A 24,599-nucleotide genomic window follows, 5' to 3' on the forward strand; every position below is an offset into this window, starting at 1 on the left:
TAGAAGGAGAGTTGTTATGGAATATCATGTATCCAACCATGGGAATGATCAAGGAAAAGGAACAGCGGATCAGCCCCTTCGTACCATATCACGCGCTGCGGCTCATGCCATGGCCGGTGATACAGTTATTGTTCATGCGGGAGTATACAGGGAATGGGTTAACCCGGCTAATGGAGGAACAGCGGAGCATAGAATCGTATATCGATCCGCAGGAGACGGGGAAGTCGTGATTACAGGAGCTGAACGGATTACCAACTGGAATTCTGAAGGAAACCATGTCTGGAGCACAGAAGTGCCCAATTCCCTCTTTTCCGTTCGCAATCCCTATGAGGTAGAGCTCAGTGGAGACTGGTTGTTTGACGGGCCCTTCCCAATTCATCTCGGCGATGTCTATTTGGATGGCAAATCATTGTATGAATGCGATAATATTGAAAGCGTTCACAACCCTGAAATTTGGCCCGAAGCCAAGTATCCTAAGGATTCATTGTTAAAATGGTATGCCGAGGTTGGTTCTACAACAACAAAAATTTGGGCCACCTTTGGTGGAAAAGATCCTCGTACGGAAAATGTAGAAATTAATGTACGTCCTTATTGCTTCTGGCCTGTGAAACCGGGAATTAACTACATCACCGTAAGCGGTTTCACTCTGCGTCAAGCCTCCCCCCAATGGGCACCGCCTACAGACTACCAGGAAGGTTTAATTGGACCTCACTGGAGCAAGGGCTGGATTATTGAAAACAATATAATCAGTGAATCCAAATGCGTTGGTATTAGCCTGGGTACCGAAATCGGTACAGGGCACACCAAGTCTTTGGAGAAGCATAGTAAAGGTGGTACTCAACGTGAGCAGGAGGTTATTTTACGAGCATTACGCTCCGGCTGGCATAAGGATAATATCGGCAGTCACATTGTTCGAGGTAATGTAATTCATGATTGTGAACAGGCAGGTATTGTGGGTCATATGGGAGCAGCCTTCAGCCACATATATCAGAACCGTATTTATAATATTCACCACAAACGACTCAGACACGGTGCCGAAGTAGCGGGAATTAAACTGCATGCTTCCCTGGATACTCAAATTAGCGAAAATATAATGTATAGCTGTTACCGTGCGCTTTGGCTGGACTGGCAGGCACAGGGCACTCGCATCAGCCGTAATGTATTTTTTGACAATCTTTCGGAGGACCTCTTCGTTGAGGTTTGCCATGGTCCATATATGGTCGATCATAATCTATTCCTCTCTCCCATGAATTTCAGAAATATGGCTCAGGGCGGGGCATTTGCTCATAATTTGTTTGCAGGGAGATTTGTCGTTCGTTCTGAAATTACTCGTATTACGCCATATCACTTCCCTCACGAGACGGCCATGGCGGGATACTCCAATATCACTGGAGGCGATGACAGGTACTACAACAATATCTTTATAGGTGACAATGACCCTAATAGGGAGCCTGTGCCCATCACCTTTTTTGAGCATCTTCCACTTAAACCAAGGGATGAAGTTGGAGAGGACGGGAAGACCGTCATGGATGGTGTTCCGGACAATTCCATATGTTATCTGCATGCTGTGGGACTGGGCGGCTACGATCAACATCCGGATGTGAAAGATAAGAAATGGTGGGAATACACCAAAGAGGAGCTTATGGAGCTTGGCGATGCGGCGAAGGATTTCTTTATAGGCAATGCCGTTCTTCCGGTAGCTATGGGTGGCAATGTATTTCTTAACGATGCGGTTCCAAGTCGTCACGAATCGGATGCGAAGATCTATTCACAGAAGGGTATAAACGTTGAAATTGATCCTGCACTAGGCAAAGTGCACATTCAGATCCATGATCCCGAATTGCTTCGGGGAACCTCTGCAATGTTAGTTACCACGGATCTGCTTGGAAAGACTTATCACGCCAATATGAAGTATGAGGAACCAGACAGCACTCCCTATCATTTTGACTCCGATTTCTTCGGAACAAAGAGACCCGATGCAGATGTCACAGCTGGTCCCTTTGAATTAACCGAAACGGGTACTCTTGATTTTGAAATTTAAGTTTATGATTGAGGGTCCAGTCATTTCAGGTGATTGGATCTTTTTTGTGTGTAAAGCCTCTACTCCGCTAATTGTGACAGGGTTCACCGGTTAACTCAAAAAGTCCATATCAATATAAGGCCTGTTATTTAATAAATTTTCATAGTAGAAGCGTCGGGCTTGCTCATACCATTCAGTCCAATCAGGAGCGTTAAAGTCTCTGCTTCTATAGAGCGCAGCTAAAACTCTGGCTTGCCTTAAATTTATAAATAGTGGAACTTTATTTAACTGGCTTTGGCTTACAGTGTATTCCTTGCAATAACCATTTAAGAAGTTGCAATAGTAGCGTTTTGCAATCTCCTTCCTCACATCTCCAGACACAACCCAAGGAATTGGGATTTCATAAAATAATGGTGTAGCAATATCAGAAACAAACCAGCTATATTCCACCTCATCATAGTCAATAATAAAGGCTTTGTCCCCATCATTAAGATAGTTGCCTGGGCTGATATCCCCATGAATAAGACCGTATGTATTTTTTTCCTTGGGCAGGGCACTAATTTCATTAATTAAACGATCATAGTTACTGTGTAATTCTAACGGACAATACTTCTTAAAAGATTCTAATAGAGTATTACCACTCCATTCATGGCGTGAATTTTGGGACGAGTAATTAAGCGATATCTTATGTATTTTCCCGACCATTTGTCCAATATTTTCATAAAACGTATTGCTCTCCTCGGCGATTACTGCATTTCTACCTGGTGCTTTCTCAAAAGCTGTCACAATAAAGGACCTGTCAATGATATGAATAAGATCCCCTGATAAAGATTGAATAGGCCTTGCTACTTTCATTCCGCGATCAGCCAGAAACATGATGAAATCTAGTTCCGCTCTTGTTAATAATTCATTTCGATGGGTGACATGCGTAATTCTTAAAATGACTTCTCTATTTCCAACGACACCGGAATAAACGAAATTTTGAAACCCATTTAATTCGATAATGGAGTTCTCACGTATTCCAAAACATTGTGCAGACTCTTTCAATATATCTTTAGTGAATAGTAGTCTAATCTTTTTATCCATATAATTTCTCCCCTTTACTTCTATGGTAACAAGAGGTGTCAAATGAGATATATGCAGAATTTGATTAGAATCAACTTTTACACAACAAGTCACATCGGAAAGCACGATGTGACTTACAAATAAATCTATGTTCTTGAGTAAATGATTCTTCAATACTTTCGTAGGAAAGACCTAATTCATTCGAGAGTTCATCGATCCATTTTCCATTGAAATAAGGTGGCGGTTAGAAGTAGCTATTCTCTACTCCCCAACTATTTTCCCACTATGCAATTTTTCAGGGGTAGGGACATGAGTATGCGAACGTGAGTGTTCTTACTTGTGGTACGGTTCCCCCCGATTTATCTTAACCGCACGATAAATCTGCTCCACCAGCACCAGCCGCATAAGCTGATGCGGCAGGGTCATGCGCCCGAAGCTCAAGCGTTGCTTCGCGCGGCGCAATACCTCATCGGAGAGCCCGTGGCTTCCTCCGATGACAAACACGACATGGCTCGTCCCATACGTGCCGAGCTTGTCGATCTCCAATGCCAGCTCCTCGGAACTCCAGAGCTGGCCATCCAACGCGAGCGCGACAACATGCGCCTCGCTCTTCACATGCGCGAGGATACGTTCGCCCTCGCGCTCTTTTACTGCCCGAACCTCAGCTTCGCTCAGGGTATCGGGCGCCTTTTCGTCTGCGACCTCGATCATCTGAAACTTAATGTACGGGGCGAGCCGCTTGGCATATTCTTGAATGCCCAGCGTGAGATATTTTTCCTTCAATTTGCCTACGCCAATAATCTGAATAAACATAACAACCCATTCCTCCTAAATTGTCTTGCGAGATATTCTATAAGTAAGATGCTTCATCGCATCGTTCGTTCCAACTGTATTATACCTATACTACACATTTCTCCAAATTCTAACGAATCCTACACACCTTATTCAGCCCCATTTCGGCTCCTTTAAAATCTAACGAATCTGAAACACGTTATCCCAGTCAAATCGAGCTTTCCCCACCACTTTCGAGGCCATTTCAGCAATATAACGTGTCTACGATTCGTTAGATTTCAACCAGGCGGTATTTGCCCCGAATAAAGTCCGTCAGGTTCTTTAGAGTTACTCCGCCCCGCCACACCCACGTCACTACCCACATCGCTGTTACCCAACGTCACTTTCCCCCATGCCCCAGCGGCTTCCATTTCTATTACCTACAACAACTTGCACCTTTACTACAACCTAGCTCACTCCCAACTCGGAACTCGGCACCTACCTACCTTAATCTTCTCTTACTCTCGCCTACTCCCACGTTAACCCCTACGACCCCCGCCCAGCTCCACGCTGCCTAACAACCACCACCAATTCCCCACACAAAGACAAAAAGAGCGCTCATCACGCTCTCCTTGGCTTCTTGCTGTGATGTTCATACCGGATGGAAAGTCAGCCCAAAGCGCCACCTTAAGTCACGCCTCCGGCCATCTAAGTCCTACAGTACGCTAAACGACGAGGAATTCCGCGTGCTGTTCGCACTCGGCGCATTTCGCAGGCGGGTCCCAGTCGGCAAATTCCGTCTCCTTCAGATCAACGATATCTGGAGCGTCCTCATATTCATCGACAAACATATCGATGGCAATGTCCACGTGTTCTTTGCATACAACGTACATCCGTTAAGCATCCTTTCTGTAACCAGCTATGTTCCCGATTCACAACCGCTTATCCCATTACAGGATAGCCACTTCTCAGTTCTATCACACCTGCCACTGAAAAGAAACCCCTAGCCCTAATTTATCGTCCCCAACATCCACCAAACCTCTCCATACGCCGTAAAAGAACACAAAAAGCATCCCTTCCAGATACCTCTACGGTACCTGAAAAGAATGCTCCTGTAACAGTAACAATCCAATTCACATAGCGAATGAATCTTGCTCCTGCGCCTGAATTACGAATACAGAGTTACTTATTGCCCTGTTCCATTCCAATCTATGAATTGTTTCTATCCCAAATTCTTTTAATTCAATCCCGACTGCGCCTTCGTCAACAGCTTCCCACCTTGAAAAGCAATAACCGCATTAGCACCATTGCCGGCTGTGCCTTTATAGTTGTAAACCACCATATTCTCCGCTTCACTCAATGCTTCACCTTCACCACCGAGGATCTCGATGACATCTCCCACCGACATGCCAACCTCAAGCTTCTCATACTGGGCAAAGGTAATCAGCACCCCATCGCCTTTCCCAGCCGATCCGTTGTTTCCCGATGTTACAGGCGTTTGACCACCAGCTTCACCTACCGCAATCACACTTGTACTCAACTCATTCAACTTGGTCTCAAGTGCTGCGATCTTTTGCTCCTGCTCAACGCTCTTGGCTCCCTGCTCCACCAGTTTCTTCTCAAGCCCTGCAATCTTCTCTTGTAGAGCACTCGTATCCACGGATGCTCCTGTCGTAGCTACCTCAGATCCACAGGCCGACAGCACAAACAGTGACAGCGCCAAGCTCGTTCCCCCGAGCATCTTTTTCTTCAAATGTTTCATCAAAAATACCCCTTCCATTCTGAAATAAAAATATGATCGACAAACAGATGTTATTGCATCAGCGACCGTCTCCAACATATTGACAACAGTTTACCACAGCCCTAGTCTTATGTATCTGCTCCTTTGGCTCCGGGTCTAACTGATCATGAGAATATAAAAATGGTTGATCTACTCATTTACTGTCGAACGAGCACATCCACCCATAATAACTAAAAAAGAGTGGTCAGTTGATCTGATCACTCTTCTAGCATTCCCCTATTACAATCCAAACAACAGCATAAGCTCCGTTCGAAACTTCCCTTACTCCGGTTTATCCGTCAGCTTCACTGATACTTTCTCCGCTTTGCCATCCCGGTAGAAGGTCACTTCAATGGTATCTCCAATCTTCTTCTCATCGTACAGATATTTCCGCAGATCCAGCGTGGAGGTAATTTTTTGCCCGTCAAATTCCGTAATGACATCATTCAGCTTCATACCTGCTTCGGATGCCGGACCGGATGCTTCCAGCACAACCACACCGCTGTCCACATGAGATGGCAGCTTCAGATCCTTACGTTGCTCGTCATCCAGTGGTGCATAAGGGTTGCTCAGATCGACCGTGTACACGCCGAGGTATGGACGAGATACTTTACCGTTCAGTAGCAGGGAATCTACCGTTTTCATCACTTCGTTCATCGGAATTGCGAAGCCAAGACCTTCAACGCCCGTATCCGAGATCTTCATCGTGTTGATGCCGACCACTTTGCCGTTCAAATCGACCAAAGCACCGCCGCTATTACCTTCATTAATCGCCGCATCCGTCTGGATCACGTTTTGCTCCCAGTCGTACACTCCGTCCTGATTAATCGATACAGGTAGAATACGATCCGTGTAACTGACAATTCCGGATGTCAGCGTGCCGCCCAGACCAAGCGGGTTCCCAATCGCCAGCACCGTTTGACCGCGCTGAAGTTTGCTGGAATCGCCAATCTCCGCGACTGCTCCCAGCCCTTTATCTTCTGCGGATAGTACAGCAATGTCACTTACACGGTCTTTACCGACCAGCTTTGCCTTATGTGTCTCCCCATCTACGGTCACAATCTCCAGATCACTCGCACCCTCCACAACGTGGTGGTTGGTCATAATATATGCCTTGCCATCTTCCTTCTTGAAAATGACCCCTGAGCCCAGCGCCGAATCTTCCATCGATAGACTACTACCCGTTTTATGGTTCACAATGCTCACCACGGAAGGACGAACGTGGGCTGCTGCCTGGATAATCCGATCGTATGGATCAGCTACCTGCGCTGTCTGTGCGCCGCCTCCACCACCATTACCTGTAGCATTAGCCAGCGGTAATGATGTGGGCTGTGTGATGAAGCTAAACAGCATGACGGTCACGATGGAGCTGATCACCGAGCTAATCACAGCTACCTTCACTGTGGAACTGATTCCCGTACGCGATCTGCGCGGATTGCTCCAGCGGTCACGTCCACGTGCTCTGCCTCCAGGGCGGATGATCTGAAGTTTGCCTTTCTGTTCAGGTTCGGCGCGTCTTGATACTTTGGTTGAATAAAAATCGTCTCCAAACAATCCCATCGTGATCCTCTCCCCTTCGTTGTCACGCATCAAGACCCTGACTGCCGCCTAAGTTGTCGCATGGATCAACGATGGAGTTCTCACATACACCACTCCGCCAACAGACGAACCTTCCGATCGCTGTTACTCACAAATTTTTTTGATCCCCTCTTCCAAGGTAAAAATTTGTTCCTAAAGGCGAACACTCTGTTTCTTCAGGTTTCTTCTGTCGTCTTCGTTACGTGAAGACTCCAACGTTTTCCCATGCTTTTTTGCAATTTTAAAAAATGGTCTTGCATATCGCCGCATCCCGGCATCAAATCAAGATACAGCGTCTATGTACAACAGAACGGACACGCCATTCTGTCAGTGACTCTATCAATCATGCTCTCGCATTCTATGACATGCCATTTCACACGCAAAACAGCCAAAATCACAATGCTCCTCATATACTAAACACGTCAAATCACAAAAAGTTGCATATTTACGAAAATTAAAGCAAATTTCCGCTATAACGCGCTTAACAATAAAGGTCCATAGTATCTATCACCACAAAATCCGGTCCGCGAAGCGCCATTTTGGCAAATTTGAAGAACTTTTTCACCCCTGCATAGTCACAGGTTCAGCATACACGCCTTATCACACAAATGTTAGCGGCAAAAAGAGGAATGTTTTCCATCAAGCCTGACTACAATAATAGTAAAAGACAATTCGAAGCTTCATAGAGGAGGATATATATGGATCGCACGCGTACACTCACAGCCATGGATGAAGTTCATATGGCGGCCAAGCTGGCCGATCTCAAGGAAGAACACTATCGCAATACCCTTGCACTCAGCACCATCATTGAACTGCTTATTGATAAAGGCATCCTAACCCGCGAGGAAGTCGAGCGCAAAGCCGCCGAACTGGACAGCTTTATGGCTCACCCACCCTATCCCATGGCGTAGGACGGTCGTAATACGTATCACAGAGCTTGAACTCATGGTCCTGATAAAAGCAACCACGGCTCTCCATCGCGTCGCGCACCGACATTTTTGCCAAGTCCATCATATTATGATCCCGGCTAAGATGTGCCAGATACGTGCGCTTGATGCGTCCGTTCATCAGTTCACTAAGCGCTGCCCCTGCAGCTTCGTTCGACAAATGCCCAATGTCGCTCAAAATTCGGCGCTTGGTGTTCCACGGATAACGCCCCATACGCAGCAATTCGACATCATGATTCGCCTCCAGCACCAGCACGTCAGAATCAGAGATGGCATCGCGAACCTTGTCGCTCATGTACCCAAGATCGGTTGCAACAGACAGCTTCTCCGTACCATCATCGAATGTGTAGCCTACCGGCTCAGCTGCATCATGCGAGATCCCGAAGGATTCCACGCGCAGTGACCCAAAATCATGCTTTTCACCCGTCTCAAATACCCTCCGGTTTTCCTCTGGAATCGCCCCAACCGACTTCTCCAGTGCCGCCCACGTATTCAGATTCGCGTAGATTGGTAAATTATATTTCCGAGACATCGCGCCTAGTCCTTTAATGTGATCGGAATGTTCATGTGTAACCAGAATCCCGTCCAATTCTGCCCCAGAAATCTCCCTTTCCTGAAACAATGCATCCAATCGCTTCGCACTAAGACCCGCGTCAATCATGAGAGAGGTACCCCCATGCTGTATGACTGTGGCATTACCTGTCGAACCGCTGGATAACACGGTAAAATATATCCCCATAACGCATTACTCCCCTGGTTTGTCTGTCTTGGGACTGAATACATCCCCACTGATGCCCTGCACATACAACACTTCGCCACTTTCCAGCACGAACCGCCATGCCGGCATCGCTACCTGTATATCTGAATTGAACAACTGGCCGTAATAGCCCAGCTGAATATCTTTGACGATTGCATCATTTGGCAAAAAGTTCTCGATCAGCGTTCCCAGCGCCTTCGACGCCGGAAGTACCTGCTGATCACTCTCCTCTGCGGTCGTAATCCGCACTGGAGTTTGACGGTAACCCGTTATTTTCTGGTCGCTGTAGAATAGCTCCAGACTCACATTGAAGAGCGGCCATTTGCCATCGACCAGTGGGTGAAGCACAAAAGCCCCATCCTCGGCCATCAACTGATCCAGCCGGTATGTCCCGATCTGTGGAATCTCACGCTCTAATGCATCTTCCAGCTCACTCTGCGAGAAGATAAGCTTGCTATCTACAGGCTGTTCCAGTTCCATATCCACGCCAGCCCTGTCCTCTTCAATGAACTCATAGGACAACTTTGGCAGCTTTGGCGTTTCATTTGGAATCGGAGCCAGCACCTGAATGCCCTTCTCTTCCATCGCCTGCTGTGTATTATCTGCCAGTGAGGTGAAGTCCAGATTGGCTCCGGCCGTCTCTCGCGCATCCATCCAGATCTGGTATCCCAGCACCAGATTGAGCAGCAGAAAGGCATAGATCAACACATTTTTCGCCCGTCCCCAATCCAAAACATTCACCTCCGTCCATTTGATAAAAGCAACTAATATCACACTGGCCCACTCCGCGGTCAGAACAACCTTCCGATCGCTGTTATCCCCAGATTTCTTGATTCCCTTTTCCTAAGGGAGAAATCCGGCGATAAAGGCGAACGCTTCGCTTCTCCAGCTTTTTTCTGCCCTCTCCGTTATCGTGTGACCTTACACCTCGCTCGGATATCGAATGACTCCATTACCCTACAACCCATCAAGAAACGGTGGTTTCCTCCCCGTTTCCAAAGCGGATCACCCATACCGGGATCAGCTTTAGTCCGTCCTCAATCGAAGAAGGACGATATGCCGGGTACACGTCCACGACCTGGCGATTCTCACCTGCGACCTTTTTAATAAGAGCCTTGAGCTTGTCTCCGCCGGGCAACTTTACCGATTTCTTTGTCTCTGCACCTTCGTTCAGGTATTCCAGCGATCGTTCATAACTGGATACCGTCTCCTGCTGCATCTCCATGCTGATCGTGCCGAAGCGGAATTGCATGGAATCCATAATTGGATAGCTGCCATAATACTGCTGGAATTCAAGCTGCGTCTTGCTGTCGGCGGTCTCCAGCATCATGCGTGACCGGCCTTTCCAGCCACCATGCTGATTCACAAAATCAACTGCAGACAGCGCATCCTTCGCGGGATCGATCTGTCCCGCAGGCGGTGCCGCCGGATCGGTGTAACTGATCCAGCGCTGTTCCTGTTTTACCTGTAGACTACGTTTACTGTCCGTGTAGATCTCCGATCCATCTTTTTCCCGGATATTCCGGGTCATGCTTGGATCGAAAAACAGACTACGCTGCATTTGCTCAACCGTGAACTGCCCTGTCGGCACATCTGCGTCAATCGTCTCCAACGCTTCCGCAGGGATATAATACCCACCATCCATCAGCGTATATGGCGTCCAGTTCGTACCGAAGTCAACATGCTGCTGCACGTCTTGTACTGTCAGGTCCGCCTGCGTTGCTTCGTATACCACGTCTCCCTTGGCGCTGAAGAACAGCGCATGGGCCTTCGTTTCATTTTTGGACGTATAGATCGAGATTCGGTTAATGGTCTCCCCTTGGAACAAGGAATCCGTCCCAAGCCTTATCACCCGCTGTAACAATGCTACGGGAATACCTGCTTTGAACGATAGCTCAAACCCAGGGTTCTCCTTGCGAATCTGATCCCAGTTCACCGATTGCACACTGCGGCGCTGAAAATCATCGAACGCCCGCCCCTGTAACCGTGAATAGATCAACTGGTAGAATGTATTGCCAGGGTAAAACACCGTATGTTTATCCTCACCCAGATGAATAATCATCTGATCGGGGAAGATCAATTCTTCAATATTGCGTTCCTGACCCATATTCTCCGTCTTCACATAATTCGTTTCTGACGTCACAATGGAATCCCCGCCTCCGGGCAAACGGTAGATCAGGAAATAACTCTGAACCAGACTGGCTACAACAAGGGCAGCAAGCACCAAGGATTTAATCCGTTCCTTCACGGTGCTCACCCCCTTTCTCACGCATCGGCAGAGTGAACGTTACTGTCGTTCCCACGTCTACCTCAGACTCCAGAGAGATGCTGCCATCATGTGCCTTCACAATTTCCCGGGCAATGGACAGTCCTAGCCCTGTGCCTCCCATACTGCGGGAACGAGCCTTGTCCACCCGATAAAACCGCTCAAAAATGCGATCCAGATCACGCTGTGGGATACCCATTCCGGTATCCGATACCGAGATGGCAAGTGCATGTTCATCACTGCGTCTAGCCGCAATCGTAATGGTGCCGCCTTCCAATGTATATTTCAGCGCATTGGACACGACATTATCCAGCACCTGATCAATCTGATCACGATCCAGCGGAACAGCCGGAATATCATTCTCCACAGATAACACAGGCTGAATATCCTTCTGATGCATCTGGAACGAGAATCGATCCGTAACTTCCTCCAGCATTTCCAGAATGTCTGTTGGCTGTTTCCGTAGCATGGCCTCTTTGGAATCAAGCCGTGATAAATGCAGCAGATCCGTAACCAGTCGTATCATTCGCTCCGTCTCGTTCTGAATAACACCCACGAAACGACCGGCAAGCTGCGGATCTTCCAGTGCACCGTCATCCAGTGCTTCCGCGTAACTCTTGATCGTAGTCAGTGGTGTACGCAGTTCATGGGATACATTGGCCACGAATTCACGCCGCGATGCCTCAAGCTCTTCCTGCTCGGTAACATCCTGAAGTACGGCAATCGTTCCCGTAATCCCCCGTTCACGCCGATGAACCGGTGTGAACGTCATCCGAATGACCACAGGCTCTTCTTGTCCAGCGGGTGCAATCTGCAGCAATGTTGAACCTGTGAAACCACTCGCAAGGGCTTCCGCATCCTCCGGATCAATGCCGAGTAATATGGCAAAGTGTCTTCCTTCAATATCCGCAGGATGCATACCCAGAATGCTGCTGGCACGACGGTTTACGAGAATGACTTTACCGTACTCATCTGTAGCCACCACACCATCACTCATATTGGTCAGAATGGAGGTCAACTTCTCCTTCTCCTCTTCATTCAGTGAAAGTGCATCCCGAAGCCTACTGGTCATATAGTTAAAAGCCCGACTGAGCTGACCAATCTCATCCGTGCCAAATACAGGTGTCTGCTGATCAAAGTTACCTTCTGCGACCGCTGTCGCCCTCCGAGTCACTTCCTTAATCGGCTGTGTTATCGTATGGGACAGGATCACGCCAAGCACCGCTGTTAACACCAAAGCAATCAGAATGCCGGAGATAAAAATTTTGTTGATTCCCTCCATCGTGGAATACAGCTCGTTCATGGATGCCGCGATGTAGACCGCGCCAATGATCTTGCCGCCGGACAGCACCGGCTTGGCGACGACCTTTTTGCGAACATTATCCTCGTCCACGATATATTCCTCATTGTCCCGAATGCCTTGCAGCGCACGGCTGACAACGGTCTGGGTATTTTTGCGCCCCACATAGTCCGAATGTGAACTTAGCGAGGTTGTCAGTACTTTGCCGCTGGCATCCAGCACCTGAATCTCGGCACCGTTAATGTTGAATAGATTGTTCACCAGTACACGCAGATTTTCCGTTTTGTCCTCGCCAGCTTCTGCTTCTCCACCCGCCATCGTCTCCCCCACGAGAACCGATAGCATCTCCGCACGAGCTTGTAGATCTTCCGTAAAGTTGCTCGTAAGCGAGTTCTTCATCGCGCTCACAAAATAAACGCCGATTAATTGCATCGCAATCAGAATCAGCAGTACATAGATAATGATCAATTTCGCCTGAATCGTTCGGAAGAACGAGAATCGCGCGAATCGGCCCATTATATCCCCACGCTTTTGGCACTGCGCACGAGATAACCGAGCCCGCGGCGTGTCAGAATCGTTTCCGGTTTGCTCGGATTCTCCTCAATCTTCTCACGCAGACGACGAATCGTAACATCCACGGTACGTACATCGCCGAAATATTCATATCCCCACACCGCTTGCAGCAGATGTTCCCGTGTCATAACCTTGCCGGAATGCTTCGCCATATAATAGAGAAGTTCGTACTCACGGTGAGTCAGATCAAGCGGTTCCCCGCCTTTATAAGCTGTATACATGTCCATATCAAAAGCCAAATCAAACAGACGCATGACCTGCTTCTCTTCGTCTTCGTGCGCTTCTGCCGTAATCGCAAGCTTTTGCCTTCTGCGCATCTGTGCCTTCACCCGTGCAAGCAGCTCACGCGTACTGAATGGCTTCGTCACGTAATCATCCGCACCCAATTCTAGCCCGAGCACCTTGTCAATCTCGCCATCTTTGGCGGTAAGCATAATGATCGGCATCTCCAGATGAGCGCGCACCTCACGACATACATCCATACCGTCCTTGCCCGGGAGCATCAGATCCAGCAGCATCAGATCCGGTTTCTCGGATAACGCCAGTTCAACCGCACGAATGCCATCAAATGCACAGATGACCTCGTACCCCTCTTTTTCCAAATTAAACTTCAGAATGTCCGCGATGGGCTGTTCATCGTCCACCACCAAAATCTTCCCCTGCATCGGCTAAGTTCACCCCTATATCCTGCTTAATCCGCGTTAGCGTCTATATCTCTCTTCTATGTTTAGCCTGTACCAAGCCTGCTTGATTTGTTTCTCTAGTTTGTTGTTTATACTCTCTAGTTTAACATACCTGAAGCACCGTCACATCCCGATCAGAGGCTTGAAAGGTCTTTCATCTGAAAATTTTTTACAGCAGCAAAAAACAAGGCCAGCATTATAGCCAACCTTGCTCTCCTTAAGCTCTATATTAGTTCAAATACGTTAACGGATTTTCTACCGTTCCATTCTTAATAATCTCAAAATGCAGATGTGTTCCGGTCGAACGACCTGTGTTGCCCATAACGCCGATACTCTCACCTTTTTCAACCACTTGTCCAACCTTAACGCCAATGCTGTTCAAATGACCATACAGTGTTTCGTATCCGTTACGGTGGTTAATAATGATGACATTACCATACCCGCTTTTCTGTCCTGCAAAAGTAATTACACCCTCATCAGACGCTTTCACATCGCGGTTACCTACCAGATCGACACCTTTGTGCTGGCGACCCCAGCGTTGTCCATAGCTGCTGCTCATCGTTGCATTCGATACCGGCCAAGCAAATTCACCTGTACCCTCACCAACAACTTTCGTTCCGCTAAGGACAACTTCGGTAACGGCGACCTTGATCACTTCCTGACCAAGCCACTCTTCCTGAACCACTTCACCATTTTCTTTCGTAATACGGTATTGCATGCTTTTCAGACCGCTTTGGCCTGGACGTACGACTTTTGTTGTACCTGCCTTCAGGTCAGCACTTTTGCGCACTTCCACTTGCGGTTTGATCTCAATCTGTTCAACTACCTGCTCAACCGATTTAACGGTTACTGCTGGTTTCGGAACGGTCAAGGTCAATTCGTCTCCGATTTGAAGCGACGTTTCCTTGATGCCCGGATTATGCTGGCGAATCTCGCTTTGTGTAATTTCATACTTGGCAGCGATCGAAGAGATCGTATCTCCTTCACGAACCACATAAGTTACAGGCGCGTCTTTACCAACGGTTAAAGCCTTAACCGCCTCGGACACATCCCATATTTTGTTTGGATCAGCCTTCACCACATCTGTCACTACATCTTCCTTGATGCCTACAGACTTCAGGGTTGTGCTTGGTCCCTCGTCTTTCTTCGAGGAGTTAGCCGATACCGACTTCGTCTTCAGCGAACTTCGCACCGCCGATGCCGATATGTATTTGTTCTGCACTTGTTCCAGGATTGCATCTGCTGTTGCCTGATCCTTCACAATGCCAATGACTTCACCGTCTACCTTGAGCTCCACACCTTGGGCGTAGGCTGTCAGCATGTCACCCAGTTTGTCCAGCGTCTCGTCACTGTTCACTTCAGGTTTGTACGCTCTTACCGTTTCGGTTGTGATGCCATCCGTGTTCAGCACCATCTCTGCATCCGGATATTTATGTTGATATTCCTCAGTTTTGTCTGTAAATAGTTGTTGTAATTGTGCCTCATCTGCAATGGTACCAATCTCGCTACCTTTAACCATTACTTTATAATACGGTACGGTGTTTGCAGTAACATATTGTTTGCCTGCGAACCCGAGCGATGCTGCGATGAATACACCACAAGCTGCTGTAATGATCCATTTGCGCGAGGCCAGAACGCGCTTCTTATTCACACTGAAGGTGGACATGCTCATGTTGTTTTTGTCTTCGGCCGTCCGGTGTTCCCCGGATTGTTCGTGTACCCGGTCTTTGCCCGGTTGGCGTATGCCTCTGAAACCTTTCATGATTCTCTCCTTTTCAGCACTTCTCAGTTCGCATTTCTGTCAAGACATCACCCATCGTGTCTGTCCCATGCTCGTTGATACTTGTATTGGTTGTCCGCAAAATCAGGACTTTAGCTGCGCTCGTAAAAGTGTCAAAATTTTAACCTTTTATCACACCCGTATACTTTAACACAGGTTTTACACTCATTTCAACTCTATACGTCACACCGCAAAGCCACGCCCCGCTTGCTTTCCCTGAATTATCCATAAGATAGTACGGCTGGTCCATCACCCATTATGCCTCAACATCCGCTGTACTATGTACTTTTGCTTGTAATTTAAGACTAGGTTCTAAGACCCAGTGAAATATACTTTATTTTTCATAAAAATACAAATAAAATCCCTCACCAGATCAACTCTGATAAGGGATTACGTAAACAACCTGTTTGTGGTTTATCTTAAACTGGATTTCATCTCATGCCACAATAGAAATTAACTTTCATGTCTCTATTCTTTGACTGCAAGAATTACAAATCGCTTCTGTTGTACTTCCCAGAATCCATTGTGCTCCATCTCCATATGAATATCCATTAACGGCTGACGGAACTGTTCCACTTTGAAATCAGGTACTTGCCACGGGATGGTCTTCAGATAATAGACCAGTGCGCCTATATCATAGAAACGCTGCGCGGGATTTGCTTCCCGTTGCTCCAGAATACGGAATCCACACTGCTCCAGCTGAAGAACAGCACGATCCAGCTCCCATCCAGCGTAATCCGCTGGCATAGGAATGCCGAGCCGATCATTGATCTCCCTGCAATCTGACCAACCTACCTGTTGGGTTAGAAACAGTCCCCCTACCGCTAGAATCCGCCTAACTTCCTGCTCATCATACGACTCATGCCGATTAAGAATCAGATCAAATTCCCCATCTGCGAAAGGAAGTTGCGAATCATCAGTCACTGGAAGCACCTTCACTCCCAACGGCTGTAAACGTTCCTCTGCAATCGGTATATTCGGGAGATAGCCTTCGGTCGCACATGTGTATGGAGGAAGGGGACGGAGCCTGGACAGCATTTCTCCTCCACCAGTCCCCATGTCGAGCATTCGTTCTGTTTGATCCAATAATCGGCGCGCCATCGTTCCATAGGACCAAGGCAATATTCCGCTCTGGAGTCGCCCACTCCCTGTTACATAGCTGAAATCCCAGCCACTAAACGGTTGGTCCACCTCTTGCAGTCCTTGCTCGTATCGCTCTTTCGTCGCCTCGGCAAACTTTTTTACTGATGCTTCTGAATTAGAATGATATAAGTTCATGTTCAATACAACCTCCAATTAGTGTATTCATAAACACAAGTCCATCGGATCTCTTGAATGCACCTATGAACGGAGGTCCACGAATTGGACTGGAGGTTTCTGCAATGTTGCCTGAACGTTTTTATATGTCGTGTTCTTTACTTTTATATTTCATACACTGTTCCCTCCTATAGACTAATAAAATAAACGTAAGCACTCATTGCTCCAAAACTCGAATGCTACAACATCAGATTCTTTAATCATACAATTTCCATTATTTATTTAAATAAATTATATTCAATCATCCTCGACAAGTCCATTACATTATGAATCAGGCGATACCCGTCTATGAGCACGCCTGCTTTCTCTGTCTATCATCCTACTCTGTCTGCAGTACTTCCATCAGGTTGTCATACTCTTCACTGGTCAGGTACTTCGAGATCACCTGTTCAATTTCACGCAGTTCCTGTTCCGTTAGGCCACCTTCCATGGCGCCTGAGATCTGCTGCATTTCTTTCTGCGGCAGCTTGTTCATGAGCAGGCTGAAGATTTTTTCTTTCTCCTCTGCTGGCAGCTTGTCCTTCGCTCCGGTGATGTCATCCGGCGATACGACAATGGCGTCATTGCCTGAAGAAGCACCACCGCTAGTCGATCCGGTTCCGTTCCCCGAAGCTGAACCACTACCCTGATCTGTTCCTGATTCGCTCCCTTTGCCTGTATCCGTCCCATTGCCTGCATTTGTGCCTGAGTTTGATCCTCCAGTCGTATCTGTACCTGAACCTTCCCCTGTGCCCTCGTTTGAGCCGCTCCCTTGGGACGCATTGTTGCCCGCATCTACGCCAGATGGACCGTTCTCCGTCCCATTCCCCATAACTGAAACAGCATCTTCCGGAACCTGCTCTTCGTCCGCTCCTGTCGGCTGATCTGTCGTCCCATTTCCCGATTTATTCCCTTCGCTTGTTTTACCGCCCAAGGCACCTTGGAACATGGCGGTTAACCCCATGGGTTGACCTTCCCACTGAATATTGAAACTCGCGAGTAGCGACTTCGCATATGACTGTACAATTAATCCGGTCGTGAGCAGTGTCAGTGAACTGACCAGCAACACCGTTAGCACGATTTTAACAAACCACACAAGCAACTTCATTCCTTTCTCTCCCTCCGATTATCCCACCCGTCTAGCATGCGCATGCTGGGGTCTGTGACTCTACTGTTAACCAGTATTGACGGAAATCTCGGGATTATATCCGAAAAATATACAAAAAACCTCCAGTCATCGCTATAAAAGCAACAACTGAAGGCTTAACATGCCTAAGTCGGCAGACGATTCTATTTTATAATTCAAGATGCAATCTCTCTATTTCTTCGATTACTCGTAGATTGGAAGAACTTGATTCGTTTGCTCACGGTTACGACCTACAGAGAAGATCGCAATTGGAATGTTAGTCAGCTCGGAAACACGTTTTACATAATTCTGTGTGTTCACTGGCAGGTCTTCGAGTTTCTTCGCTCCAGTGATATCTTCGCTCCAACCTGGCATCTCTTCGTATACCGCTTCACATTCTGCCAGCATTTTGAGGCTTGCCGGATAGTGTGTGATGACCTCGCCGCGGAATTTGTATCCTGTGCAGATTTTTACGGTTTCCAGACCTGTCATTACGTCCAGAGAGTTCAGGGACAGACCTGTGATTCCACTGACACGACGCGCGTGGCGAACAACAACACTATCGAACCAACCTACACGACGTGGACGTCCAGTTACCGTACCGTACTCATGTCCAGTCTCACGGATTTGGTCGCCGATTGCATCATGCAATTCCGTAGGGAATGGGCCATCTCCTACACGGGTTGTGTAAGCTTTCGCTACCCCAATGACTTGCTGAATGCGAGCCGGGCCTACGCCAGAACCGATACATACGCCGCCTGCGGACGGATTGGATGATGTAACAAATGGATAAGTTCCTTGATCAAGGTCCAACATAACGCCTTGTGCGCCTTCAAACAATACTTTTTTGTCCTCATCAATATATTCGTTCAGAACAACGGATGTATCACGTACGTAAGGACGCAGAATTTCAGCATATCCGAGGTAATCTTGCAGAATCTCTTCCACATCAACAGGCTGGCCGCCGTAGACTTGCTCGATGACGCGGTTCTTTTCTTTGACCAGATGTCGCAGTTTCAGTTCGAAATCTTCAGCATCTAGCAGGTCAACCATCCGAATACCAATACGAGCTGATTTGTCCATGTAACATGGGCCAATTCCTTTGCCCGTCGTACCGATTTTGTTCGGACCTTTGCTCTCTTCTTCGAGTGCATCCAATACCATGTGATATGGCAGGATGATATGAGCGCGCTCACTGATGGACAGGTTCTTCGTTGTGAAATCATTGTCATGAATATAGTTAATTTCTTCGATGAGTGCCTTCGGGTTGATAACCATTCCGTTACCAATCACACACGCTTTATCCGTGTAGAAAATCCCTGATGGAATCATCGTCAGTTTATATTTTTTGTTATCAATCAGAATTGTATGACCCGCATTGTTACCACCTTGATAACGAGCCACCACATCAGCGCTCTCCGCCAAATAATCCGTGATTTTACCTTTTCCTTCGTCTCCCCATTGCGTTCCCACTACAACTACCGTTGACATAGTTAACATTCCTCCGTGGGTGCCTTGCGCACCTTTGTATTGGTCTGTCCGTCCTCTATCCCGGCAGGCATGTTACGCAATAAACCGACTGAGAAGCGTGCTAACGGACAGTAAAAATGTCCTTCCGTTACATTCAAGGGAAGGTTTGCGCTGCTTTAACGCAGCAATATTAGTGTACCAGTACCCTTTTTCAAAGTCAAATCAAATGGCGAACAATTATATATAGTACAACTATAATGTTCGGGATTTACCCCTTATTTCGACACAAAAAACCGGAGACTTCAGTCCAATCATGCTTGACTGCTATCACCGGTTCAAGGATACCCATTTCAATGTGAATCTATATCTGGTATTTATAACACATGTTTAAGTCCAGTTATGCTAATGGTTGATGTTCGGGACAGACGGATTTGCTTCCTGATCGAAGCTGTCAGCACCTGCCCGTTACATCGCGAAGGCGTCATTGTGCGCCCTCTCGTAATTGACGAATTTATTAAAGTTTTTCAGGAAGACCAGTTCCACCGTACCTACCGGACCATTACGCTGTTTGGCGATAATGATCTCGATAATATTTTTCTTCTCGGTCTCCTGGTTATAGTAGTCATCCCGGTACAGGAACGCTACGATGTCGGCATCTTGCTCGATCGAACCCGATTCCCGCAAGTCACTCATCATCGGACGTTTGTCCTGACGTTGCTCTACACCCCGGCTCAGCTGGGACAAGGCAATAACCGGAACTTCCAGTTCCCGGCCAATCTGTTTCAGTGTACGTGAGATCTCGGATACCTCTTGTTGACGGTTCTCCCCTGCTTTACCACGTCCACTAATCAGTTGAAGATAGTCGATCAGGATCATGCCAAGGCCTTTCTCTTTCTTCAGACGACGGCATTTGGCACGAATATCCGCAACGGTAATCCCTGGCGTATCATCTATGAAGATGTTGGCTTCTGACAAAGCTGCAATACCCATCGTCAGCTTCTGCCAGTCTTCATCACCCTTGAAGTCACCCATACGCATCACGCTGGCATCCAGGTTGGCTTCCGCACAGATCATACGTTGCACCAGCTGGGCAGCTGACATCTCCAGACTGAAGATGGCTACCGTCTCCTGTGCCCGAATGGCAACGTTCTGAGCGATATTCAGGGCAAAGGCCGTCTTACCTACGGAAGGACGGGCCGCTACAATGATCAAGTCACTGCGCTGGAATCCGGCAGTCATCTTGTCCAGATCGATAAACCCGGACGGAATACCTGTTGTTGTACCCTTATTCTGATGAAGTGTTTCCACACGATCGAATACTTCCATCAGTACGTCCTGGATCGCTATAAAACCACTACTGGAGCGACGGTTGGAGATCTCCAGAATGCGACGTTCAGCTTCTCCGAGCATCGCTGCAACATCTTCGCCACCTGTATATCCTTCGCTCACGATCTGGGTTGCCGTACGAATCAGGCGACGCAGCATCGATTTCTCTTCGATAATCTGAGCGTAATAGTCTACGTTCGCGGCTGTAGGTACACCATGAGCCAGCTTTGCTAGATAACTAACGCCACCAATGTCCTCCAGCTCACCTTTATCCTTTAGAAGCGAAGTCAGTGTCACGAGGTCAATCGGTTGATTTCCCTCGCCAAGCTGGATCATCGCTTCGAAGATTAATTGATGGGGTTTATCATAGAAATCCTCGGTTTGCACCCGTTCCATCGCTGTAATCAGGGCTTCACCCTGCAACAGGATTGCACCCAGCACGGCCTGTTCGGCTTCCAGGTTCTGCGGGGGAATCCGGTCGAATGACATTTCGCCGCCCATCTTACTCTTCCGTTACCTGTACCTTCAAGGTTGCCTTCACTTCAGGGTGAATCTTGACAGTTACTTGCGTTACGCCGAGTGTACGAATAGGCTCGTCCAGCTCAATTTTGCGTTTGTCCACTTTCAAACCCTTTTTAGACAACGCTTCTGCGATCTGTTTGCTGGTAATTGCGCCGAACAGACGACCGCCTTCGCCGGACTTGGCTTTCAGTTCGGTTACTTCAGCTTCCAGCTTCGTCGCGAGTGCTTCCGCTTCCGCTTTCTCTTCCTGTTTGATTCTTTCTTCAGCCGCCTTCTGGTTGTCCAGTGTCTTCATGTTGCCATCTGTTGCTGGACGTGCGATTCCCCGTGGCAGCAGGAAGTTCTGTGCGTAGCCCTCAGACACTTCTTTCACTTGCCCTTTCTTACCTTGACCCTTCATATCTTTTATAAAAATGACTTTCATTCGAACAGCCCCTCTTCCTTTTCGATTTCAGCCAGTACGTTCGTCAGCCGTTTTTCTGCCTCTCCAAGCGTTCCTTCAAGCTGCACGGCAGCATTCGTCAAATGTCCGCCACCGCCCAGTCGTTCCATGACAACCTGAACATTCATGCGCCCCAGCGATCTCGCGCTGATGCCAATCAGTCCATCCGGACGCTCACTAATCACAAATGAAGCGACCACGTCAGTCATGTTCAGCAATGTGTCCGCCACCTGGGCAATCATCATCTGTGGAATCTTGTTACCAGGGTCTGTGACCGCCAGCGCAATGTTCCCGTATACCATTTTAGCATGCTTTATGATTTCTGCCTTAGCAATATATTCTGACAGATCCTCTTTCATCAACCGCTGGATCATAATGGTGTCCGCACCGCTACGGCGCAAGAAGCCTGCCGCTTCGAATGTTCTGGACCCCGTGTGCAGTGCAAAATGCTTCGTATCCACCGTAATCCCGGCAAGTAGAGCCGTAGCTTCTAGCGGAGTGAATTGTACCTTATCATGAATGTATTGCAAGAGTTCGGTTACCAATTCGGCAGCAGAGGATGCATAAGGTTCCAGATAGATCAACACTGCGTCATTGATGAACTCTTCGCCCCGGCGATGGTGATCCACAACGACGACACGGGTAGCAGACTGTACCAGTTTTGGCTCCATGGTCATGGAGGCCTTATGGGTATCCACTACCACCAGCAACGTGTGCTCGGTCATCATCTGGGTTGCCTGTTCCGGTGATACAAATGCTTTGGACAACTTCTCGTCCTTGTTCACTTGCTCCATCATGCGTTCAATCGATGGATTAATTCCATCCAGAACAATCCGTGCTTCCACATTGTACAGACTGGCCGCTTTCCATACCCCGATGGATGCGCCGATCGCGTCCATATCCGGAATTTTGTGCCCCATGATGAGCACCCGATCGCTCTCCTGCATCAGATCACGCAGCGCGTGCGCAATAACGCGTGCTCTTACCCGTGTCCGTTTCTCCACTGCGTTAGACTTACCGCCGTAGAAAGACAGGCGTTGTCCGGACTTCACGGCAGCCTGATCACCACCACGTCCAAGCGCCATGTCTAGACTGGACTGTGCCAGCTCTCCCATCTCGCTGATGCTATCCGATCCAAACGCCAGTCCAACACTGAGTGTCATTGGCACTTTGAGGTCAGCAGTCATCTCCCGAACTTCATCCAAAATGACAAATCGGCTCTGCTCCAGTTCCTGCAAAGACTTATGATTCAGCATCAACAGATAACGATCAGAAGACAGACGGCGCAGGTACACTTCGTACCGCTTGGCCCAAGACGTAATTTCGCTGGTCACTCGGGCAATCAGTGCTGTACGCTGTTGATCGTCCATGCCTTGGGCAGCTTCGTCCAGATTATCCAAAACGAGAATTCCCAATGCAAGGCGTTCATTTTCATATTTATCACGAAGAATGGCTAGCTCCGTAATCTCGTATACATATACATACCGCTCCTGCGGGTTATGAATAACTCCATAATGCCGATCATCCAACTGGAATTCGTCATGGAACTCCTTGGATGAATGTTCCTTCGTCCCATCCTTCTTCTCTTTAGGCTGAGGAAGTTTGGGAAACAAATTAAGTAGCGGATTACCCACCATTGTCTTCTCCTGGAACATCTCCGCGACAAAGCGGTTATGCCACTCTACCGTACGATCTTCGCTGTACAGCACAATTCCGAATGGAAGCATGCTGACCGCTTCCCCCTCCATCCGTTTGATCCGAATAGATAGGCCATTAATGTAGTCGTTAAGCTCACGGCGGAACGCGAGCTCCGCCTTAATCATGACGATTCCCAGCGCCGAAGCCAGTATCAGACTAATCAAACCAAGCGTCCAGTTATAAATGGTAACGAACATAACGAGCAACAGCAGCAGTATGAACGCCCATACGGTATAGTAGCCGTGCCAGCGTTTCTTCAGAAATTTAGGCATGACTCATCACCCTATCGTTTTGATTTCGATATTGCCTCACGAAGCGGGAACGCCAGATCGATAATTCCGATAATCCGAAGCGGACCAATGAAGAAGACCGCAGCCGCCAGGAAATATGGTATAACCGGATTCCATTTCTTTGTATGTGAGAGAAAGAAGAAGAAGCCGATCGCTTGAATCATGAAGCCCAGATTGATTAACGGCGACAGATTCATGGCAATCATGGTCCAGTATGTTCCATCACTTTGTCTGGAGATCACTTCGATCAACAATGCGAGGAAATAATACCAGATCAACGCACGCGGCATACGCCATTCTCTCGCTGGTGGAAGTTTCGATACCACCAAACCCATCACGTTCAGAATCGGACGAGCAATGGCGTGTGTAATAAAGGCCATTACCATCGACGTGACAACGAGAGCAAACGGAATCATAAGCTGCGTTTGTTTGGCAACATCCTCGGTCATCTCAGGTGTCCATGCAAAACCGTTAATCATCTGATTCGATGAATTGGTTAACGGTTCAATGGTCAATTTGACCACATCTTCAATATAACTGGACAGGTCGAATTGGAAAATGACACTGCCGACCAAGAGCAACAACAAGTATTCTGCCAACATCATGCCACTTCCCGCCATCAGGGCGAACAGGGCCGATTTGCGTGTTTTATACGCGTGACCCATAACGATCGCAGGCAGGGTAAAGATGAGCAATAGTAACAGATAGATGGGGTGGAATACGACCAAAATAACGGCTACGGGCACGAGATGCCATATAAATGATTTTAAAGATAATGAAGCATACAAAATAACTCCCGGAATCATCATAAAAAATATGGCAAGTACCGATAAAGGAGTTAACAGCGAAAGTAGCAAGAGCAGATAGACTGCGCTCCAAACAGCTGATTTAAAGCTAAATTTCAACAAA

The 24,599-nt window shown here is 47.8% G+C and carries 20 protein-coding genes; 2 read left to right on the top strand and 18 right to left on the bottom strand.

Translation table 11 applies throughout. The features are described from left to right. Positions 1-16 precede the first annotated feature (16 nt). Complete coding sequence (locus tag J2Z28_RS13100; RefSeq protein WP_211082845.1) at positions 17-2,041, top strand: right-handed parallel beta-helix repeat-containing protein; 2,025 nt, start codon at positions 17-19, stop codon at positions 2,039-2,041. A gap of 90 nt (positions 2,042-2,131) precedes the next feature. On the opposite strand, the gene J2Z28_RS13105 is transcribed toward J2Z28_RS13100, so the two are convergent. From J2Z28_RS13105 to J2Z28_RS13125, 5 genes are all read right to left on the bottom strand, one after another. Continuing rightward, positions 2,132-3,106 carry a phosphotransferase enzyme family protein gene (locus tag J2Z28_RS13105; RefSeq protein ID WP_211082846.1) on the bottom strand — a complete coding sequence of 325 codons (975 nt, stop codon included), beginning with the start codon at positions 3,104-3,106 and terminating at the stop codon, positions 2,132-2,134. A gap of 312 nt (positions 3,107-3,418) precedes the next feature. Next, a complete protein-coding gene (gene rlmH / locus J2Z28_RS13110; protein ID WP_017691463.1) occupies positions 3,419-3,898 on the bottom strand; it encodes a 23S rRNA (pseudouridine(1915)-N(3))-methyltransferase RlmH in 480 nt (159 codons plus the stop codon). A gap of 683 nt (positions 3,899-4,581) precedes the next feature. Continuing rightward, the gene (locus tag J2Z28_RS13115) at positions 4,582-4,749 is read right to left on the bottom strand and encodes a CxxH/CxxC protein (protein ID WP_017691462.1); all 168 of its coding nucleotides are present in this window, start codon (positions 4,747-4,749) and stop codon (positions 4,582-4,584) included. Between the two features lie 344 nt (positions 4,750-5,093). Beyond that, entirely contained in the window at positions 5,094-5,618 is a 525-nt protein-coding gene (locus J2Z28_RS31190) for a hypothetical protein (protein ID WP_244988266.1), read from the bottom strand. Positions 5,619-5,918: 300 nt separating this feature from the next. Beyond that, positions 5,919-7,196, bottom strand: a complete 1,278-nt coding sequence (locus tag J2Z28_RS13125) for a S1C family serine protease (protein ID WP_211082847.1) — start codon at positions 7,194-7,196, stop codon at positions 5,919-5,921. 716 nt (positions 7,197-7,912) lie between these two features. On the opposite strand from J2Z28_RS13125, the gene J2Z28_RS13130 reads away from it, so the two are divergent. Continuing rightward, entirely contained in the window at positions 7,913-8,125 is a 213-nt protein-coding gene (locus tag J2Z28_RS13130; protein WP_036611899.1) for a hypothetical protein, read from the top strand. Here the strand turns inward: J2Z28_RS13130 and J2Z28_RS13135 are convergent. The 13 genes from J2Z28_RS13135 to J2Z28_RS13195 form a co-directional block, all read right to left on the bottom strand. Next, the gene (locus tag J2Z28_RS13135) at positions 8,094-8,900 is read right to left on the bottom strand and encodes an MBL fold metallo-hydrolase (RefSeq protein WP_211082848.1); all 807 of its coding nucleotides are present in this window, start codon (positions 8,898-8,900) and stop codon (positions 8,094-8,096) included. The genes J2Z28_RS13130 and J2Z28_RS13135 overlap by 32 nt on opposite strands. Before the next feature lie 6 nt (positions 8,901-8,906). Further along, positions 8,907-9,650 carry a two-component system regulatory protein YycI gene (gene yycI, locus J2Z28_RS13140; protein ID WP_047841111.1) on the bottom strand — a complete coding sequence of 248 codons (744 nt, stop codon included), beginning with the start codon at positions 9,648-9,650 and terminating at the stop codon, positions 8,907-8,909. Between the two features lie 235 nt (positions 9,651-9,885). Continuing rightward, complete coding sequence (locus J2Z28_RS13145) at positions 9,886-11,166, bottom strand: YycH family regulatory protein (protein ID WP_211082849.1); 1,281 nt, start codon at positions 11,164-11,166, stop codon at positions 9,886-9,888. Further along, on the bottom strand, positions 11,150-13,000 hold the full coding sequence (gene walK, locus J2Z28_RS13150; RefSeq protein WP_017691454.1) for a cell wall metabolism sensor histidine kinase WalK: 1,851 nt from the start codon (positions 12,998-13,000) through the stop codon (positions 11,150-11,152). Before walK ends, J2Z28_RS13145 begins: the two co-directional genes overlap by 17 nt. Continuing rightward, positions 13,000-13,722, bottom strand: coding sequence for a response regulator YycF (gene yycF, locus J2Z28_RS13155; RefSeq protein WP_017691453.1), 723 nt, complete (start codon positions 13,720-13,722; stop codon positions 13,000-13,002). The genes walK and yycF overlap by 1 nt, the downstream gene beginning before the upstream one ends. A gap of 247 nt (positions 13,723-13,969) precedes the next feature. Beyond that, positions 13,970-15,502 (bottom strand): peptidoglycan DD-metalloendopeptidase family protein, encoded by a 1,533-nt coding sequence (locus tag J2Z28_RS13160; RefSeq protein WP_211082850.1) that lies wholly within the window; start codon positions 15,500-15,502, stop codon positions 13,970-13,972. Positions 15,503-15,988: 486 nt separating this feature from the next. Next, positions 15,989-16,798 (bottom strand): class I SAM-dependent methyltransferase, encoded by an 810-nt coding sequence (locus J2Z28_RS13165; protein WP_244988267.1) that lies wholly within the window; start codon positions 16,796-16,798, stop codon positions 15,989-15,991. A 358-nt stretch (positions 16,799-17,156) separates the two neighbouring features. Further along, positions 17,157-17,924 (bottom strand): hypothetical protein, encoded by a 768-nt coding sequence (locus tag J2Z28_RS13170; RefSeq protein WP_211082851.1) that lies wholly within the window; start codon positions 17,922-17,924, stop codon positions 17,157-17,159. A 222-nt stretch (positions 17,925-18,146) separates the two neighbouring features. Continuing rightward, on the bottom strand, positions 18,147-19,433 hold the full coding sequence (locus J2Z28_RS13175; RefSeq protein ID WP_211082852.1) for an adenylosuccinate synthase: 1,287 nt from the start codon (positions 19,431-19,433) through the stop codon (positions 18,147-18,149). A 444-nt stretch (positions 19,434-19,877) separates the two neighbouring features. After that, on the bottom strand, positions 19,878-21,239 hold the full coding sequence (gene dnaB / locus J2Z28_RS13180; protein ID WP_047841021.1) for a replicative DNA helicase: 1,362 nt from the start codon (positions 21,237-21,239) through the stop codon (positions 19,878-19,880). A 1-nt stretch (position 21,240) separates the two neighbouring features. Continuing rightward, on the bottom strand, positions 21,241-21,684 hold the full coding sequence (gene rplI, locus J2Z28_RS13185; protein ID WP_211082853.1) for a 50S ribosomal protein L9: 444 nt from the start codon (positions 21,682-21,684) through the stop codon (positions 21,241-21,243). Next, positions 21,681-23,672, bottom strand: a complete 1,992-nt coding sequence (locus tag J2Z28_RS13190; protein ID WP_211082854.1) for a DHH family phosphoesterase — start codon at positions 23,670-23,672, stop codon at positions 21,681-21,683. The genes rplI and J2Z28_RS13190 overlap by 4 nt, the downstream gene beginning before the upstream one ends. 11 nt (positions 23,673-23,683) lie before the next feature. Continuing rightward, positions 23,684-24,595 carry a DUF2232 domain-containing protein gene (locus tag J2Z28_RS13195; RefSeq protein ID WP_211082855.1) on the bottom strand — a complete coding sequence of 304 codons (912 nt, stop codon included), beginning with the start codon at positions 24,593-24,595 and terminating at the stop codon, positions 23,684-23,686. Positions 24,596-24,599: the final 4 nt, after the last annotated feature.

Origin of the sequence: Paenibacillus xylanexedens, from assembly GCF_017874615.1 — a bacterium.
Lineage (GTDB): Bacteria > Bacillota > Bacilli > Paenibacillales > Paenibacillaceae > Paenibacillus > Paenibacillus xylanexedens.

What these genes read in the sequence shown, in the direction of transcription:
- rlmH (WP_017691463.1), bottom strand. Translation starts at nt 3,898, where the DNA reads ATGTTTATTCAGATTATTGGCGTAGGCAAATTGAAGGAAAAATATCTC.
- J2Z28_RS13135 (WP_211082848.1), bottom strand. Translation starts at nt 8,900, where the DNA reads ATGGGGATATATTTTACCGTGTTATCCAGCGGTTCGACAGGTAATGCC.
- J2Z28_RS13105 (WP_211082846.1), bottom strand. Translation starts at nt 3,106, where the DNA reads ATGGATAAAAAGATTAGACTACTATTCACTAAAGATATATTGAAAGAG.
- J2Z28_RS13175 (WP_211082852.1), bottom strand. Translation starts at nt 19,433, where the DNA reads ATGTCAACGGTAGTTGTAGTGGGAACGCAATGGGGAGACGAAGGAAAA.
- yycF (WP_017691453.1), bottom strand. Translation starts at nt 13,722, where the DNA reads ATGCAGGGGAAGATTTTGGTGGTGGACGATGAACAGCCCATCGCGGAC.
- J2Z28_RS13130 (WP_036611899.1), top strand. Translation starts at nt 7,913, where the DNA reads ATGGATCGCACGCGTACACTCACAGCCATGGATGAAGTTCATATGGCG.
- J2Z28_RS13160 (WP_211082850.1), bottom strand. Translation starts at nt 15,502, where the DNA reads ATGAAAGGTTTCAGAGGCATACGCCAACCGGGCAAAGACCGGGTACAC.
- J2Z28_RS13100 (WP_211082845.1), top strand. Translation starts at nt 17, where the DNA reads ATGGAATATCATGTATCCAACCATGGGAATGATCAAGGAAAAGGAACA.
- J2Z28_RS13125 (WP_211082847.1), bottom strand. Translation starts at nt 7,196, where the DNA reads ATGGGATTGTTTGGAGACGATTTTTATTCAACCAAAGTATCAAGACGC.
- J2Z28_RS13170 (WP_211082851.1), bottom strand. Translation starts at nt 17,924, where the DNA reads ATGAAGTTGCTTGTGTGGTTTGTTAAAATCGTGCTAACGGTGTTGCTG.
- J2Z28_RS13165 (WP_244988267.1), bottom strand. Translation starts at nt 16,798, where the DNA reads ATGAACTTATATCATTCTAATTCAGAAGCATCAGTAAAAAAGTTTGCC.
- J2Z28_RS31190 (WP_244988266.1), bottom strand. Translation starts at nt 5,618, where the DNA reads ATGAAACATTTGAAGAAAAAGATGCTCGGGGGAACGAGCTTGGCGCTG.
- rplI (WP_211082853.1), bottom strand. Translation starts at nt 21,684, where the DNA reads ATGAAAGTCATTTTTATAAAAGATATGAAGGGTCAAGGTAAGAAAGGG.
- dnaB (WP_047841021.1), bottom strand. Translation starts at nt 21,239, where the DNA reads ATGGGCGGCGAAATGTCATTCGACCGGATTCCCCCGCAGAACCTGGAA.
- J2Z28_RS13115 (WP_017691462.1), bottom strand. Translation starts at nt 4,749, where the DNA reads ATGTACGTTGTATGCAAAGAACACGTGGACATTGCCATCGATATGTTT.
- walK (WP_017691454.1), bottom strand. Translation starts at nt 13,000, where the DNA reads ATGGGCCGATTCGCGCGATTCTCGTTCTTCCGAACGATTCAGGCGAAA.
- J2Z28_RS13190 (WP_211082854.1), bottom strand. Translation starts at nt 23,672, where the DNA reads ATGCCTAAATTTCTGAAGAAACGCTGGCACGGCTACTATACCGTATGG.